The organism is Rhodococcus sp. NPDC059969, assembly GCF_042738325.1.
Classification (GTDB): domain Bacteria; phylum Actinomycetota; class Actinomycetes; order Mycobacteriales; family Mycobacteriaceae; genus Rhodococcus_F.
Window position 1 is genome coordinate 198,172 of sequence record NZ_JBHWUF010000003.1, and the last position, 14,918, is coordinate 213,089.

Sequence of the window (14,918 nt, forward strand, 5' to 3'; positions counted from 1 at the left end):
ATGGGTATGAGTGAAACACACAGGGTGATGGATCCCGCGTGGGTCCGGACGAGGGGAAAACATTGAAACTGCGAACCAAACGCGTGTTTACCGGATCGATGCTGACTGCCGCGGCACTGACCGCCACACTGCTCTCCGGGTGGACCGCACAGGCAGATCCCGCGTACCCCGCACCGGACCCGGACCCGTTCTATTCGCAGGCAGCAGCCGAGGGCAGCGCCGGCACGCCGATCTCCGTACGGCGAGCCCCCGATCTGATGACCTTTCCTGGCGTCGCGATCTGGCAGGTCAGCTATCGGTCCACGAATTCCGAGAACAAGCCGATTGCCGCGGTCAGCACGATCCTGGTCCCGCCGAACCAAGCGCAAGACGGCCCATTGCTCTCCTATCAGCACATCGTCAACGCACTCGGAACAGGTTGTGCGCCATCGCGAGCGCTCTACGCATCGGATCCCAACATCGTCATCCGTGAAGCACCCATCCTCAACGTCGCTCTGCAGCGCGGATGGACTATCGCGCTTCCCGACCATCTCGGACCCAACAGCGCATACGGCGCCGCAAGACTGGGCGGACAGATCACGCTCGACGGCATACGCGCCGTCCAGAAAGTCCCCGAATTGCGTAGCGGCGCCAGCCCAGTCGGCATCGCTGGATACTCCGGTGGCGGTATGGCCACCGCGTGGGCAGCTGCACTGGCGCCGACCTACGCACCCGAGGTCAACCTCGTAGGTGTAGCCGAAGGCGGCGTTCCGATGAATCTGTCCAAGATGGCCAATGGACTCGGGCAAGATCCGCACCCGGCATTCGGTCTCGCCTTCGCCGCAGCGATGGGCCTCGAGCGGGAGTATCCCGACCTCCTGCCACTCGGTAACCAACTCAACGACCTCGGTCGGTCGATGCGGTCCGAACTCACCAATGCCTGCACCAACGACATCCTGAGAGTCGGCGCCGGGCGCAGTGCTTCCCAGGTGTCGACGTCGACTTCCCTGTTGTCCAGTCCTGAGGTGCGAAAGGTGATGGACGACAACAGCGTCGAACTCTATCCAGGAGTACCGACCGCCCCGGTGTTCGAATGGCACACGCCCGACGACGTGCTGATTCCCATCGATTCGGTGGTCAACACCATTTCGAGGTACTGCGCCGCCGGAGCAACGATTCAATCCCAACTGTTCCCCAGCCCGGACCACCTGACCACTGCGGTCCTCGGCTTGCCCACCGCGTTCGAGTACCTGCAGGACCGGTTCGACGGAGTGCCGGCCCCGCGTTCGTGCTGAATGTATCCGGAGTGATGTATCGGGCAAGCGCGGCACATGGCCAACTCGGTGTGCTCGTGGCATCGTTGATCGTATGAGCGACACGGATGACACCGGCGCAGCCGGCAATGGCGATTACAGTCTCGATCCCGACGACCAGCTTCAGCCCGAAGACACCCTGATCGATCGAGGCGTGGACGACATTCTCGACGAGGGAATCTCACCACCGGAGCGCCCACTCGGACTGGACGCTCACGGGTTGACCGGTAGCGAAGAATCAGCGGGGGAGACCCTCGACGAGCGCCTGGCCGAGGAAGAACCCGATCCGTACGCGTCGCTGGGTGATCCGCTGAAGGATCCCGCCGATGCCGACGAATTCGAACGGGAAGAAGAATTCCCGAATGGTGACGAAGTGGGTAACCGCCGTGTCGGGCGTCTCGTTGCCGAGGACGAGGGCCGATACGAAGACGAGGAAAGCGAACTCATTGCCGGAGACGTCGGAATCGACGGCGGCGCAGCGTCGGCAGAGGAAGCCGCGATGCATCTGATCGACGACTCAGAGGACTGAACGACCGCCGACCTGTTGTGGCTGCTGATCGGTGAGAACGATGGAATGAACGTGATTTCCGCCCATCCTCTTACTTTCGTACATCGCTGAATCGGCTAGGCGGTGTAGATCGTGCAGGCCGCTTTCTGCTGCCTGCACGTCCGGCCAGCCGCCGTTGTGTACGGCTATGCCGATGCTCGTCGTCGAGAGTGGTTCGCCTGTAGGGGAGTTCATGACGGGGTGGATCCGCGCGAGCAAGTCGCCCACATAGGGCAACGGCATCATCTGAACGACGACGAATTCGTCTCCGCCGATGCGAGCGATCGCTGCGTCCGATCTGGCCCAGTCGTGGAGTCGGTACGCGGTCCGTAGGATGACGCGGTCACCAACGTCGTGGCCATAGGTGTCGTTGAAGTGTTTGAAATTGTCGATGTCGATCACCACAACCAGCAAAGACTGATCGAGGCTGGATTTCGCCTGTAGGAGTTCGGAAGTCCGCCGCGCCAATCCGCGCCGATTCAGCAGATCCGTCAATGGATCGAGTTCGGAGCTTTGTGCGTCGTTGCTCAGGAGAGCCAGAGCAATCTGTGTGACAACCGGTATGACAGTAATGACAGGGATGGCAAAGGCAATGCGTCCCAGTACGTCTGAGGCTGATGAAGGTGCGTCCGTGAAAACCCCGATGCTGGCGACAACGATAATCGCCCCGGACCACAGGAGGTGCCACAGTTGGGCTCGAAGGTTGTGAAAGAAGGCTACATACGAGCCGACGAGCCCGAAGACGAGGCATCCGAGCAATCGCTGATCCGGATTCGCCTCGGCCAGCACGATCACCGCAATAGCGAAGTCCCCGGAAACGACTAAGAAATACGACCTTTCACGGCTGGTCGCAATGACAGGCAGGGCAATTCCACCGATCATCACAAGCACTGCGACGACGACGTCCAACGGAAATCCGATGGTCTGTACCGAGTGGGTGCCCAGTCGCTTCAACAGAATCGTGACACCCAGGAGGAGAACCAATACGCCGATGCCTATCCGAGTCGGCATCAGAATTCCGTTGTCACGCAAGAATCGCGTGAATCGGTCAAACTGGTCTGGCACTGCGAGCCACCGGTGCACGACCTTGGGTGTGTCGCTCATCGCGGCCACTGACCATGAGAAGCGGCCGGTCGAATACAACACATGCGGCGATAGTAGTCCGTGGCAAGGACAATGGAACTGCACTCGCGTCCAGCCTGTCGCCCTTAATACGTCACAGTGACGAATTGACGGCGGGTGGCTGGAAGTGGGCGAGCCGCATTCATCAACATCAATCCACATCAGAGCGCTTATTGGACGATCTTGCTTCGTGAGCAACTAGGCCACTCGGCGCGGCCGCAGTCGCCGACAAGGCCAGATGGCGATCGCTGGCAACTCGGCCGGCGACAGTCGAGTCGCAATGATCAGATCAAGTCAGCCCTAGGCAGTCAGTGATCTCGGACGGAAATATGCGAACAGACGGCAGATGAAACCGACAGATCGACACGGGCGGGCGGCGCCTAAGGCGAATGCAAGAAACGGCACTTAAGCCGAAATATCGCCAGGTCGATAATTTGCCGATAATCTACATTATGTCAAGTAATGGATATTCGAACGTCCCCCGTCAGCTCGTCCGCTAGCTTTACCCACATGGATTCTGTGGCGCTTGTCCTCGGCTCACCGCGTGGTCGTCGGTTCTGCGCCAACGTCGGGTACGCGAGCCACGCCGGCGCACGCTCCGGTAGACATTGGACTCAATCGACCGAGCATGCGCTCGAAGTGCTCGACGCTGTTGACGTCCGAGCAATCACCGAAATGTCGGAACTCGAGATTCTGCACTGTCTCGCGTATGCCGTGGATTTTGCACGCTATTGGGAGCCGCCCGACGAGGAAGACTTGATCTTCGTGCGCCCCGCGGTCATTGCGGCATTACACCCGATCGCCCGGACCCTTCTCGGCTCGCCACACTCTGCCTGGTGGACCGAGCCGATTGACCTCCTGAACCAGCATCTGGTTGAGAAGCGAAATCCCATCTACGGCTGGTCGGACTTACCCTTGCGGATTTACCGTACGGAAGACGGCCTTGAACAGTGGCGCGCTGAGGCGCTCGATACCGAACGTCAGTTTCTGGAGTATCAGAACGCAGATCCGGACCGTCATATCGGAGGCGAATGGTGGTCCACCCCATTTGCCAACGGCACAACTGAAACGACCAGGACTCGCGACGGTATCGGAGCCCTCGGAGTGTTTCTCGAAGAAGACAGCTCGTCGAACGAGGCTCGGGTGCAGCCTGTAAGGATCCATGGCACGCCCCGCATCTATGAAATCGCCGGTCCATCGGACTGGGCGAAACTGGTCGACACCTATCCCCTGGCAGTGCCCGCTTCACGTCGCTCCGTGTGGTACGACACGACCGGTGAATTCCGCAACTGGTTCATCCCGGATTGGGTCTCGGTGGCCGACGACTACGACGCCGTCCACCTGACGATGATGGCGTACCTGACCACTCCAGGCATCGCGATACCGCTGTCGTCCAACTCTGGTGCCACCGTGCTCGCCGGGTGGAATCCCGACACCACCTTCTGGCTACGTAGCAACAACATCACCCTCGACGACGACCCGACAGGCTGACGTTCGGCGACACCGAATTCAGTAAGTGCGACCGCACGGCCAGCCACCGTGCGGTGTCCTCGATCCCCTGTTCCAGGGTGAATGTCGGAACCCACCCGAGTAGTCGCAACGCACGGTCGTTCGACGCATAAGCGCCGGCAGTGTCACCGGTGCGTCGGTCGGCAACGACCACGTCGATATCTTCACCGAGCACATTCTCGAATGTGCGAACCAGCTCCCACACCGTGGTCCCCCGCCCACTGCCCAGATTGACGACAGTCATTCCCGATGAATCGGCGGTGATCCGGTCGAACCGTTGCAGTGCTCGAACATGAGCATCTGCAAGGTCCCAGACATGAACGTAATCACGCACTCCGGACCCGTCGCGCGTCGGCCAATCCGTCCCGGTCACTGTGAAAGGTGTTCCTGTCGAATATGATTCGAAGAGCTTTCCGAGTGCGTGCGTCGGGTGTGCCGATGGTGTTCCGCTTCGCAGTTCCGGATCTGCTCCGACCGGGTTGAAATAGCGGAGAGATATCGCCGATAAATCTGTTGCTGCCACGATGTCGTCGAGCATCGTTTCGAACTGAGCTTTGCTGTGCGCGTAGGGACTCTGCGGTTCGATCGGCGAGGATTCGTCGACACACCCGCCCTCGCCCGGCGCGTACACCGCGGCAGAGGAACTGAATACGAAGCGCCCACACCCGTTCCGAAGGACACTCGAAACCAGCGCCAGTGATTTGGAGACGTTGTTCTCGTAGTACCGCGCCGGGCTACTCACGGAATCTCCGACCACGATCAGGGCAGCACAATGAACTGTGGCACCGATATCAGGATGGTCGGTGAATATCTTGTCGAGTAATTTCTCGTCCGCAATGTCGCCGCAGTAGAACGGGAATCGACGGGCGAATTCGGCACGGCCTGTCAGCAGGTTGTCGAGGATCACGACATCGATCCCGGCGTCGACGCACCTCGACGCCACGGTGCTTCCGATGAACCCCGCTCCGCCGGTGATCAGGACTTTCATGCTGCTCCCCCGGCATCTTCGACAGCAGTCCTCGCACGACGGACGAAGTGAGACACGCGTGCGCGCGCCAAGTCCCATCCGCGTAGGTCCCGTCCGTCCCGGATCGAGAGCCGATCACGGTCGAGAAAGAGCGGCACCATGACCAGGTCGCGGTAGAGCGAGTGCAGACGTGGGCGATCGGCCAACCACAACGTCCATTGCCACCACCAACGCGCGGTGGTGGTGCTCACTCCGGTGCTCACGCCGAAGATCGATTCCACGGCGGCCCAGTGGACGTTCACAGCCCGACGGACATCGCGTGGCAACTGGCGCCGAGATAGCGTCACAGCGAGTGCCGGTTCGGAAGAGAGCAGATACCCCACGTCGAAAACACTGTTCAATGACAAATCGGCTCGAATCAAGGCCCGATCAGCCAGCCGCGCGTGAGCGATGACGTGCAGCGTCACGTCGGCAATCGCAAGCCGGGATCCTTTCGCCTCTGCGCTGATTCCTCGGACCGCGGCCTCTCGGGTCAATGCGTGACGGGCGAACCGCGGAAGCAAGTGCGAATGGATTTCGACGGAGCCATGACGGTCGTCGCGAAGTAGTGCCGGTTCCTGATGATCGTCGTGATCGATGGCGTCAGAGTCCACTTCGTCCAGGCGGACCATTCGATAGCCGAAATCGAGGATCGCTTCGTTGGCCGGAACGGCGTGTGCAGGGTCGACGACCAAGAGGTCGATGTCCGTCATCCGTCGTGCTGCCGGGTTCGGCCAGACACTTCGCTCGAGAAGGGCGGCACCCTTCAGCGCAACCGTCGGAAATCCGTTGCTGTGTAACAACTCTTGCAGTTCCACTCGCTGCGCGTCGAGGTCCGAGATCCGAATGGTGTTTCGGTGATGGACAAGGCTCAGCGTCAATTCCGGACTCGATGCGGTGGCCGAGGATTCCGACAGCATTTCCGCGAAGCTCGCAGGCAGGACCGATGCGAAGCCGGCCTCGACTGCTCGGGAGGCGAGCAGCGGCAACACCTTGTGCCTGGCAGCGGCGTCGATGACTCTGGGCCAATCCTGCTGTGAACACAAGCGGATGACATCGGCCCCACACTCGGGTTCCAACATGGAAATCAGATACCGGGTGTCACGCATGACGCCACCAGTTCCTCCACAGTGTCCGCGCCGGTGTCGCCGTGGTGCCGAATCAGTCTGTAGCACGGGGCATTCGAGAGTAGGGCAGCGATGTTTCTCAGGGTCAGTCCGTGATTGTCGGACCACAACGCGGATTGCTCGGCCAGCGACTGTATCGCCTGGGATACGGGCATCGGAGCGAGTCGAGTCGGACCCTCGTCCCATCCGTCGAGGATCAGCACCAGGTCGATTCCGCGAACCGCCGAGTCGACGTTCGGTTCGGCCGGCAAGGTTGACGGGTCCAATGCCCACACCGGCGGGGCGTACGGAAGATACAGCGAATCGTGCGCTTTGATCTCCGGGAGGACGTCGAACGTACCCGCTTTGAGGTGAACCCGCCGCGGTAAGCCCACAGCGTCGGTACCACGAATGAAGACGCCTTCGTCAGCACGCAGTTGTGCACCCCGCAGGGCAAGGGCGAGCGCCAAGGTGGTCTTGCCCGCCCCGGAATGCCCGGCGATCGCCACTCTCACACCGTCGCAGTCGACCAGAGCGGCGTGCAGCCGTGTCCACTGTTGGGCCTGTGCGGCTGTCATGACATCCCGGTGCACCGTGCGATACACACTCTCCGCGAGATGTAGACCGGCCAGACCGACCAGCATTTCATTGCCCCCACCGATGGTCGATTCGATAGTGACGTCCCAGCGACCGAATGTCGCTCGATTCCGCTGAATCCGAACGTCGACGTTGTTGTCCGCAGGCCAGGGGCTGGCAATCCGATGCTCGACGACGCCGACCTCTGGTATGCCGAAACCGCGCACAATCGCGTCAACCCACAGATAGTGCGCCCGGAATTGCGGTACGTCGTTCCCGATCACGGAATTCTCACACCAGCAGACGCGAGGTGCTCAGCTGTCCGTACGTCTCGGTGACTACCGACTGCGCGTCGTGGTCAGGGATCTCGAGCACCTCCGCCACAGCCTGGACGATCTCGCTGACGGTCCGGCCGTCACACAGTTCCCACACCAACGTCGCGACTGGGTTGAGGTGATGGGCAACCTCGCTGGAACTGTCGTACAGCACAACCCCGTCGGTGAGGTCGTTGCTCTCCACCGTCTGAGAGCGTTGCGGTCTCACATCTTCGAGTAGTTCGGTCAAGATATCTCCTTGATTCAGCGAATCCGATTTTCGTTTTGGTGGTGGTCTCACAGCGCGAAGCGTCGTGAGTATTCGGATTCGATTGCGCCCGAACGAATCAGGCTGCGCGTGGAGGCGATGCCGGGTGCCACCGTCAGGCACGTGAGCGCTCCCCCGGCACTCGCATCCACCAGGTACTCGCCCAGAGTTCGGTAGTGACCCGCCCATTTTCCGAATGCTTCGGGATCTGACTCCGGATCCGCAATCTCGTCGAGAATTCGCTCGAAGGCGCGCGAATGGACGAGAACGGCGTGGACACCACGGTTCTCGGGGCTGGTGCGCAAGAGTGCCGAACCGACGAGCAGAGCTCCGTCCCTCGATTTCGGGTCGTGTCCTAGTTGGACGAGATCCCAATCGCGGTGATCGAGCTCTTCGCGTGCATGGTCCAGGATCGAGGCAGCCGCATCGAGCAAACTGACGTCGTCAGCAGTGATGAGGACCGAATCCCAGCCCTTCTCGGTCGCCCGAGAGACCGCGCGACGCCACGAGACGGCAAAGGCCGCTTCCTGATTCAGCACGTCCTCGAAAGCTGAGACCCTCTCCACCGCGGCTACGCCCGGCAGGCGAATGAATCTATGCCAGGACGCCTTCCATCTGTCGATGTCGAGGTCGAGATTCACGACGACAACGCCGAGTTCCGAGTTCGAATCCTCGATATCCGAGTCATGTTCTCCCACTGACCGGGCGGGCGACAGGGGACGATCGAGCACAACGTCGACTGCGCCCCGCTCGAGCAGATACGCCGCCAGTGAAAAGTCGGTCGGCGCGGGTCCGTCGATGAGACGAGAGAGTTCGTCCCGCAAAGCTCGGTACGCCGCCGCGCGAACAATCAGTGTGGCCCCGGGCAGGTTGTCGCCGGGTGCGTGGATAACGGCAGTATCGGCGTCGGTGGGGAGATCGTTGGTTATGTTCCGCAGTTTGTACGCGAGGGCGGGTTCGATCACGCGCTCCTCGTCCAGGAAAACCACCGACTTCCATCCCAGCAGAATTGCCTTGTCGATTCCGGCGAGCAACGCGGACGCCGTCCTCCACACCTCCGGACCGTCCTCTTGCGACGGAATCGCACGGTGAACGGTCAGTTCGATCGACTCGGCCTCGGCCAGGCATGAACGCCACGGAGCGACTCGGCTGTCATCGCTGAGAACGATCACCCCACCGAAAATCAGTTCCGGTCGCTGGACGCTCAGTTCGGCACGGCGGCGAATCTCGGGATACGAATCACCGAGGTACCTGGAGAACTGACGATGGAGTGAGCCGAGGTCCCAACCGACTTCACTCCAACCGAGCAGGTAATTGTGAACACGATCTTCCCAATTTATTCGATACGGGACACCTGCCGGGCGCTCGAATCGATGGTGCCAACCGAATGCCGGAAGGCAGACGACCTTGCCGCCGTTGATTCGGAACTTCTCGTGGATGTACCCCTCCTCGCCTCCGAATCCGGTGAAATGCGAGTTCAATCCGGGCCACGCCTCGCGCCTGCAGGCAAATGAGCCGAGGCCCTGCATGACAATTTCGAAAGGCACGTCGGGGTGTTGCTTCGCGCGCGGATCAACACCCCAGGAGCCGAACATTCCGTTGCGCCACTTGGGGTCCATATGGGTCGCCGCGATATGCGAGGAATCCTGGGAGAGCATCGGTCCCTGGATCAAATCGTCGGTTTCCGGGTTCGCATCGAAATACGCCAGCAGGGCCGACAGCGATCCAGGTGCCAGGATCACGTGAGAATCGAGGACTAGGACGTACTTCCCGGTTGCCTTGCGGAACAGGACATCCCGCACTGCGGTGGATCGAACATCGGTAAACGGAATGTAGCGGAAACGGTCGATGTATCCCGCAAACGACTCGAGCATAGGCGCCGGCAACCCCTCGGGGTTGTTGTCCAACAAGACGAACTCGACTCTGTCCAGAATCTCGCGATGATGGACCAGGATCGAGTGGATCGTGAAGTACGCCCCGTCGAAATCGTCGTAGGTCGCGATTGCGATAGTCAGATCAGCCGGTTCTCCGTGCGGCGGCGTCTCCCTCACCTGGACTGGGCCCGCGCTCTGAAGCTTCTTCAGAGCGCGGTGTAGCGCGACGTCGAACTCTGTCATCGTCGTGTGCTCACTCGGAACCAATTTCGTTGTGTCGGTTACGTGGGTTCTGTGGGATTCGTCGGCAGAGTCGGGACGGTCGGAAGGGTTGGCTCGGTGCGAGTGGTCGGCACCGTTGGCACAGTCGGGACGGTCGGCTCTGTCGGCTCAGTCGGCCCAGTGGGCCCGGTGGGTTTTGCGGTCGTCGTTCCACCCGAACCTGAAGAGCTACCAGTTGATCCCGAACTCCCGGTACTACCAGAACTACCCGAGGACCCCGAACTTCCCGACGATCCTGAACTTCCCGACGATCCGGGGTTGCCCGGCTCGTTTCCGCCCGGCTGGTTCCCTCCCGGAGTATTGCCTCCGGGTTGGTTCCCGCCCGGTTGTTCACCGCCTGGTTGATTCGGATTCTGCTGGCCACGACTAGGCGCTCCGGAAAGATTCGGCGTGTCACCGGCTGCGAAGGCCGGCGCCGCACCACCGAGGCTGATCGACGTCACGACCGGCACAGTTACCGCCGAGGCCGCTAGAACTGTCTTGACGAACTTGCGCCGATCAACCGGAACATTCTGAAAAGCGTCGCCGCCCATAGCGTTTCTCCCATGCGTCCGAGACGAGGTCGTCCTCACCCGATGTCGGGGCAAACGCTAGCATCCAACTGGCAACTTTACAGACTGAACGCGCCGGAATTTGGGCTTTTTGCGAATTTGAGACCGGATCGTGCCGACAATTCGGGCCGAAGTACGGCGAACTCCTCCTGTTCAGGGGACACGTTTGTCGTGGTCGACAACCGTCAACCGACCGGCATCTCCCACGGCGCCACCGGAAGCGTGTTTCCGGTCTCGAGATAGGACTTCAGGTTCGACAGCACCGCCGACCATCCGCCCGCTACCTCCATGCGAGCCGATTCGTCCGCCAAATCGGTGTGCTTGACGGTCAGGCGCACGATCGCGCCGAAGGCTTCGATGTCAAAACTCACCCGCGAGATGTCGACGCCTGGTTCACCGTTCGGATCGGCCCAGGTGGTAACCAACCTCGACGGCGGGTTGCTCTCGACCACGGTGCCGACTACATCCGCGATGTTCGAGCCGTCGATCCGGCGATGCTCCCACGTCGATCCCGGCTGCCAATCGGAGACGTTGCTGTGTCCCCAATACTCTGCAGTGGCCTGTGCATCCGTGAGTGCTTTCCAGACGTTCTCGGCTGTGCTGGCGATGTAGGTGACATACACAAAGCTGGGCTTGTCGGTCATGGCTTCCTCCGCGAGTTTTTTGACGGCACTGAGCGCGTTCAGGCGCGGTACCTCGAACTTGTTGATCCATCGCTCTCGAATTTCCTCGAGCGCAACGGGATTGAGATAATGAAGCTTGGATCTCCCCTGCCGAACCGTGCTGATCAGATTTGCATCCTCGAGCGCTGTGAGGTGTTGCGTGACAGCTTGTCGACTCATGTCCAGGCTGTCGCACAGGTCGCCGAGCGACTGACCGTTGGCTATGAACAAGCGATCCAGAAGAAGCCTCCGTGTCGGATCGGCAAGAGCTTTGAACACTGCATTCATCCGGTCGTCCACAACTTCATAATATGCAAGCATTTACTTGCATGTCAATGGTTGGGCGTGCCGGGTTTCGAAAGTGGGGATCGATGAGGTGTGATGTCACTAGGTAAATGTGATCTGAATCCCGGATCGCAGCAGACGAGAGGTTGGGCACATGGACTGGGCAGCAATTGGAGTAGGTGTCGGGTACGCGTCGGTGGCCCTGTCGATCCTGGTTTTCGTCGGCGGGTGCATCGCACTGTTCATCTTGTCGGTCCGCCAGTAGCCGACACCTCGACAAAGTGGTGATCACCCCCGGTTCGGCGAAGCCGATCGCATCGGGAGTGATCACCTCCGAGGCCGCTTGATCGATTCGGACCCTGCTGCGTTCGACGGCCTGCTCGCAGAGAAGCTCGGCCGCGGTGGGACTACCGTAGGACTGTCGCCTAGAACTCGAGGAGTACGGAATGAGCATCCAGTCGGTTGAACCGCACCGCCACCGCGTAGTGGTGATCGGTTCCGGCTTCGGAGGATTGTTCGGCACTCAGGCTCTCAAAAAAGCCGATGCCGACATCACGATGATCGCGCGTACAACCCACCATCTGTTTCAGCCGCTCCTCTATCAGGTTGCCACCGGCATCCTCTCGGTCGGGGACATCGCTCCCGCTACGAGGCTCGTGCTGCGTAAGCAGAAGAACGCCCAGGTACTGCTCGGTGAAGTCGAGACGATCGATCTCGAGAACCGGACTGTGACCTCGCGCCTGCTCGAACGCGTCACGGTAACGCCATTCGACAGTCTGATCGTGGCAGCAGGTGCCGGTCAGTCGTACTTCGGTAACGATCAGTTCGCAGAGTTCGCCCCGGGCATGAAAACAATCGACGATGCCCTCGAACTGCGTGGACGTATCCTCGGCGCGTTCGAACAAGCTGAGCTGTCGGACGATCCTGCCGAGCGCGCGCGCTTGCTGACCTTCGTCGTGGTCGGCGCCGGCCCCACCGGCGTGGAGTTGGCCGGACAGATCGCCGAGCTTTCCCGCCGAACGCTCGACGGCGCTTTCCGCAAGATCGATCCGCGTGAGGCACGTGTTGTGCTCCTGGACGGCGCGCCTGCAGTCCTGCCCGTGTACGGCGGCAAGCTCAGCCGTAAGGCAGCCGAGACCCTCGAGAAGCTCGGCGTAGAGATCCAGCTCGACGCGATGGTCACCGACGTCGACAACGACGGTCTGATCATCAAGGAGAAGGACGGCACGCTTCGCCGTATCGAGTCGCAGTGCAAGGTGTGGTCTGCCGGAGTTCAGGCGAGCCCTCTCGGCAAGCAGCTCGCAGAGCAGAGCGGCGGAGAAACCGACCGCGCCGGCCGCGTGATGGTCAATCCCGACCTGTCGCTTCCCGGACACCCTAATGTCTTCGTCATCGGCGACATGATGTCGCTCGACAAGCTTCCCGGTTTGGCTCAGGTCGCCATGCAGGGCGGCAAGTACGCGGCCAAGCAGATCAAGGCGGAACTGAATGGTCAGTCCCCCTCGGCGCGAGTTCCGTTCAAGTACTTCGACAAGGGCAGCATGGCAACGATCTCGCGCTTCAGCGCGGTAGCCAAGGTGGGCAAGCTCGAGATCAGTGGCTTCATCGGATGGGTTGCCTGGCTGGCAATTCACCTTCTGTACTTGGTCGGGTTCCGTTCGCGAGCCTCGACGCTCTTGTCATGGGCTGTGACGTTCTTCGGGCGTGGCCGTGCTCAGATGGCGTCCACCGAGCAGCAGGTCTTCGCGCGAAACGCGATGGGCGAATTGGAGAAGAAGAACAAGGAAGCGACCGAGTCCGGCACTGCTTCCAACGGCGAGTCGAAGAAGACGGCAGGCAAGCAACAGAAGGCTGCCGGCTGATCAGTACCTGAGTGAACGGCGAAGGGTGGCAGTGGAGTTCAACTCCACTGCCACCCTTTCCCGTGTTCTCAGTTTCCGATCTTCGCCACCTCGGTGATGTTCGCGAGGCGAACCTGTCCCTTGGAGACGAGTCTGTCGTTCTCGTCGGTGATGCGAACCTCCCAGAGCTGCTGAGTGCGTCCGCGATGAATCGGGGTGGCTTCTGCGGTGAGTGTGCCTTCCCTCGTTGCACGCAGGAAGTCGGTGTTGTTGTTGACGCCGACCACGTGACCTCGCTCGCCCAGCCACACGGTGCCACCGACGCTGGCGAGAGACTCCACCACCGAGCAGTAGACGCCTCCGTGCTGAATCCCCGCGGGTTGGTGCAGCGTGGGCTTGACCGTCCATTGCGCCCGCACACGATCTGGGCTCAGTTCGGTGTATTCGAGGCCGATGGTGGCGTCGAAGCCCGTTCCGAGCCGTTTCATCATCTCTGCGGTCTCAGCAGTGTCGACCATGCCATCTCCATCTGTGATTCTCCGGCGCCGGTGTGGCTGCCACTCCCTACTTGATTACACGAGAGGTAACTCGAGCTTGGAATCAGGTCTGGAAAAAGAACCGGCGGGTTTCACATCAATCGATGTGAAACCCGCCGTGGGAAGGACCGGGAGTCTCTGCAGCCCTCAGGACTCCGGCGCGGTCCGGCAGTTTCGCCGCTCTCGCGGTGTGTAACTCTCCGCGAGGTGTTCCACAATCATAGGCAAGGCTGACCTAATTTAGCAAGCCCTTCGTCGAACTGGTTCCAGCGAGGGCGCAGCGAGACCTTGCGGCGCGCGCGAACCGGCAACCCGGCTGCGACAAAGGCGTCGAGCAGGCCCTGTCCACGGCGCTGCGCTACCGATTCGCCTTCACCGGCCAGGATGGGGACATAAGCAGCTGCACCCAGGATCGACTCCCCCACCAGTCCCCAGAATCTGAACTGGTCGACGGGCGCACATCTGGCCACGGCGTCGTAGATGGCGCGCAGCGACGTCAGGCAACGGTGCGCAGTCCAGATGAGGAGCGCCTCTTCACACGGCATGTCGACGACGCCGTCACTGCCGCACTCTCGCCCGTTGGGTGCCACACGAAGCGTTTCGTCGACTACGCCTGCCCAATCGATTCCGCCGTCGCTGTCCATGTGGATGAACAGGTTCTCGAGCCCCGGATCCCAGGCGGACCCCTCGGAGACGATGGATGCGGCAACTCTGCCGACCACGGCATGAATGAGCGACGTCGCAACCTGTATCGCGGCAGCTTCAGCACTGTCGAGATCTTGAAGTGACCGGGCGAACATCTGTTGCACCCGATCCCCACACAAGCCTTCGCTGAGCTGCCACCAGCGCCGTTTGCCTTCGCCCGCCATGGCGGCAACCGCATAGACACGCGGATAGTCAGGGTTGAGTGCTCGTAGGCGAACGCTGGTGCGGCTCAATGCGTTCGACCGGAGTTCGAATTCACGAACATCCGCATGCTGGGTGGTCAAGGTGATTGTCACCGTGCACTCCAATCGGCCGAAGTTGTCTTGTGGTTCTTAATGTAGGTTAGCCTCACCATAATTCAAGAGTAAAGAACTGTGACGCTGGGCACCGCATATTCACAGGAACTTGCCCCGCGGGGAGCACACCCACATAGGGTTCCGTA

General features: G+C 60.9%; 13 protein-coding genes. 4 read left to right on the forward strand and 9 right to left on the reverse strand.

Annotated elements, in window-relative coordinates; genetic code table 11:
• Positions 1-68 precede the first annotated feature (68 nt).
• Complete coding sequence (locus ACFWAD_RS12485) at positions 69-1,274, forward strand: lipase family protein (protein WP_378544606.1); 1,206 nt, start codon at positions 69-71, stop codon at positions 1,272-1,274.
• A 73-nt stretch (positions 1,275-1,347) separates the two neighbouring features.
• Positions 1,348-1,821, forward strand: a complete 474-nt coding sequence (locus tag ACFWAD_RS12490) for a DUF5709 domain-containing protein (RefSeq protein ID WP_003945009.1) — start codon at positions 1,348-1,350, stop codon at positions 1,819-1,821.
• On the opposite strand, the gene ACFWAD_RS12495 is transcribed toward ACFWAD_RS12490, so the two are convergent.
• The gene (locus tag ACFWAD_RS12495; RefSeq protein WP_378544166.1) at positions 1,810-2,850 is read right to left on the reverse strand and encodes a diguanylate cyclase domain-containing protein; all 1,041 of its coding nucleotides are present in this window, start codon (positions 2,848-2,850) and stop codon (positions 1,810-1,812) included. The genes ACFWAD_RS12490 and ACFWAD_RS12495 overlap by 12 nt on opposite strands.
• 621 nt (positions 2,851-3,471) lie before the next feature.
• Between ACFWAD_RS12495 and ACFWAD_RS12500 the strand changes: the two genes are divergently transcribed.
• Positions 3,472-4,452, forward strand: a complete 981-nt coding sequence (locus ACFWAD_RS12500; protein WP_378544169.1) for a hypothetical protein — start codon at positions 3,472-3,474, stop codon at positions 4,450-4,452.
• Here the strand turns inward: ACFWAD_RS12500 and galE are convergent.
• From galE to ACFWAD_RS12530, 6 genes are all read right to left on the reverse strand, one after another.
• The gene (galE, locus tag ACFWAD_RS12505) at positions 4,424-5,458 is read right to left on the reverse strand and encodes a UDP-glucose 4-epimerase GalE (RefSeq protein ID WP_378544172.1); all 1,035 of its coding nucleotides are present in this window, start codon (positions 5,456-5,458) and stop codon (positions 4,424-4,426) included. The two genes, ACFWAD_RS12500 and galE, sit on opposite strands and share 29 nt — an antisense overlap.
• The gene (locus tag ACFWAD_RS12510; RefSeq protein WP_378544175.1) at positions 5,455-6,585 is read right to left on the reverse strand and encodes a nucleotidyltransferase family protein; all 1,131 of its coding nucleotides are present in this window, start codon (positions 6,583-6,585) and stop codon (positions 5,455-5,457) included. Before ACFWAD_RS12510 ends, galE begins: the two co-directional genes overlap by 4 nt.
• Entirely contained in the window at positions 6,564-7,442 is an 879-nt protein-coding gene (locus ACFWAD_RS12515) for a hypothetical protein (protein WP_378544178.1), read from the reverse strand. Before ACFWAD_RS12515 ends, ACFWAD_RS12510 begins: the two co-directional genes overlap by 22 nt.
• 7 nt (positions 7,443-7,449) lie before the next feature.
• Positions 7,450-7,722 carry a PqqD family protein gene (locus ACFWAD_RS12520; RefSeq protein WP_378446008.1) on the reverse strand — a complete coding sequence of 91 codons (273 nt, stop codon included), beginning with the start codon at positions 7,720-7,722 and terminating at the stop codon, positions 7,450-7,452.
• Positions 7,723-7,769: 47 nt separating this feature from the next.
• On the reverse strand, positions 7,770-9,857 hold the full coding sequence (locus ACFWAD_RS12525) for a glycosyltransferase (RefSeq protein ID WP_378544181.1): 2,088 nt from the start codon (positions 9,855-9,857) through the stop codon (positions 7,770-7,772).
• A 775-nt stretch (positions 9,858-10,632) separates the two neighbouring features.
• Positions 10,633-11,430, reverse strand: coding sequence for an ArsR/SmtB family transcription factor (locus ACFWAD_RS12530; protein ID WP_378544184.1), 798 nt, complete (start codon positions 11,428-11,430; stop codon positions 10,633-10,635).
• A gap of 410 nt (positions 11,431-11,840) precedes the next feature.
• On the opposite strand from ACFWAD_RS12530, the gene ACFWAD_RS12535 reads away from it, so the two are divergent.
• On the forward strand, positions 11,841-13,256 hold the full coding sequence (locus ACFWAD_RS12535) for an NAD(P)/FAD-dependent oxidoreductase (protein WP_378544187.1): 1,416 nt from the start codon (positions 11,841-11,843) through the stop codon (positions 13,254-13,256).
• A 68-nt stretch (positions 13,257-13,324) separates the two neighbouring features.
• On the opposite strand, the gene ACFWAD_RS12540 is transcribed toward ACFWAD_RS12535, so the two are convergent.
• Together ACFWAD_RS12540 and ACFWAD_RS12545 are read right to left on the reverse strand one after the other, a co-directional pair.
• Positions 13,325-13,753 carry a PaaI family thioesterase gene (locus ACFWAD_RS12540; RefSeq protein WP_003945020.1) on the reverse strand — a complete coding sequence of 143 codons (429 nt, stop codon included), beginning with the start codon at positions 13,751-13,753 and terminating at the stop codon, positions 13,325-13,327.
• A 236-nt stretch (positions 13,754-13,989) separates the two neighbouring features.
• Positions 13,990-14,772, reverse strand: coding sequence for a hypothetical protein (locus tag ACFWAD_RS12545; RefSeq protein ID WP_378544190.1), 783 nt, complete (start codon positions 14,770-14,772; stop codon positions 13,990-13,992).
• Positions 14,773-14,918: the final 146 nt, after the last annotated feature.

Excerpts from the sequence above, each read along its gene's own strand:
- ACFWAD_RS12530 (WP_378544184.1), bottom strand. The coding sequence starts at position 11,430 with ATGCTTGCATATTATGAAGTTGTGGACGACCGGATGAATGCAGTGTTC.
- ACFWAD_RS12500 (WP_378544169.1), top strand. The coding sequence starts at position 3,472 with ATGGATTCTGTGGCGCTTGTCCTCGGCTCACCGCGTGGTCGTCGGTTC.
- galE (WP_378544172.1), bottom strand. The coding sequence starts at position 5,458 with ATGAAAGTCCTGATCACCGGCGGAGCGGGGTTCATCGGAAGCACCGTG.
- ACFWAD_RS12540 (WP_003945020.1), bottom strand. The coding sequence starts at position 13,753 with ATGGTCGACACTGCTGAGACCGCAGAGATGATGAAACGGCTCGGAACG.
- ACFWAD_RS12535 (WP_378544187.1), top strand. The coding sequence starts at position 11,841 with ATGAGCATCCAGTCGGTTGAACCGCACCGCCACCGCGTAGTGGTGATC.
- ACFWAD_RS12525 (WP_378544181.1), bottom strand. The coding sequence starts at position 9,857 with ATGACAGAGTTCGACGTCGCGCTACACCGCGCTCTGAAGAAGCTTCAG.
- ACFWAD_RS12490 (WP_003945009.1), top strand. The coding sequence starts at position 1,348 with ATGAGCGACACGGATGACACCGGCGCAGCCGGCAATGGCGATTACAGT.
- ACFWAD_RS12510 (WP_378544175.1), bottom strand. The coding sequence starts at position 6,585 with ATGCGTGACACCCGGTATCTGATTTCCATGTTGGAACCCGAGTGTGGG.
- ACFWAD_RS12495 (WP_378544166.1), bottom strand. The coding sequence starts at position 2,850 with ATGCCGACTCGGATAGGCATCGGCGTATTGGTTCTCCTCCTGGGTGTC.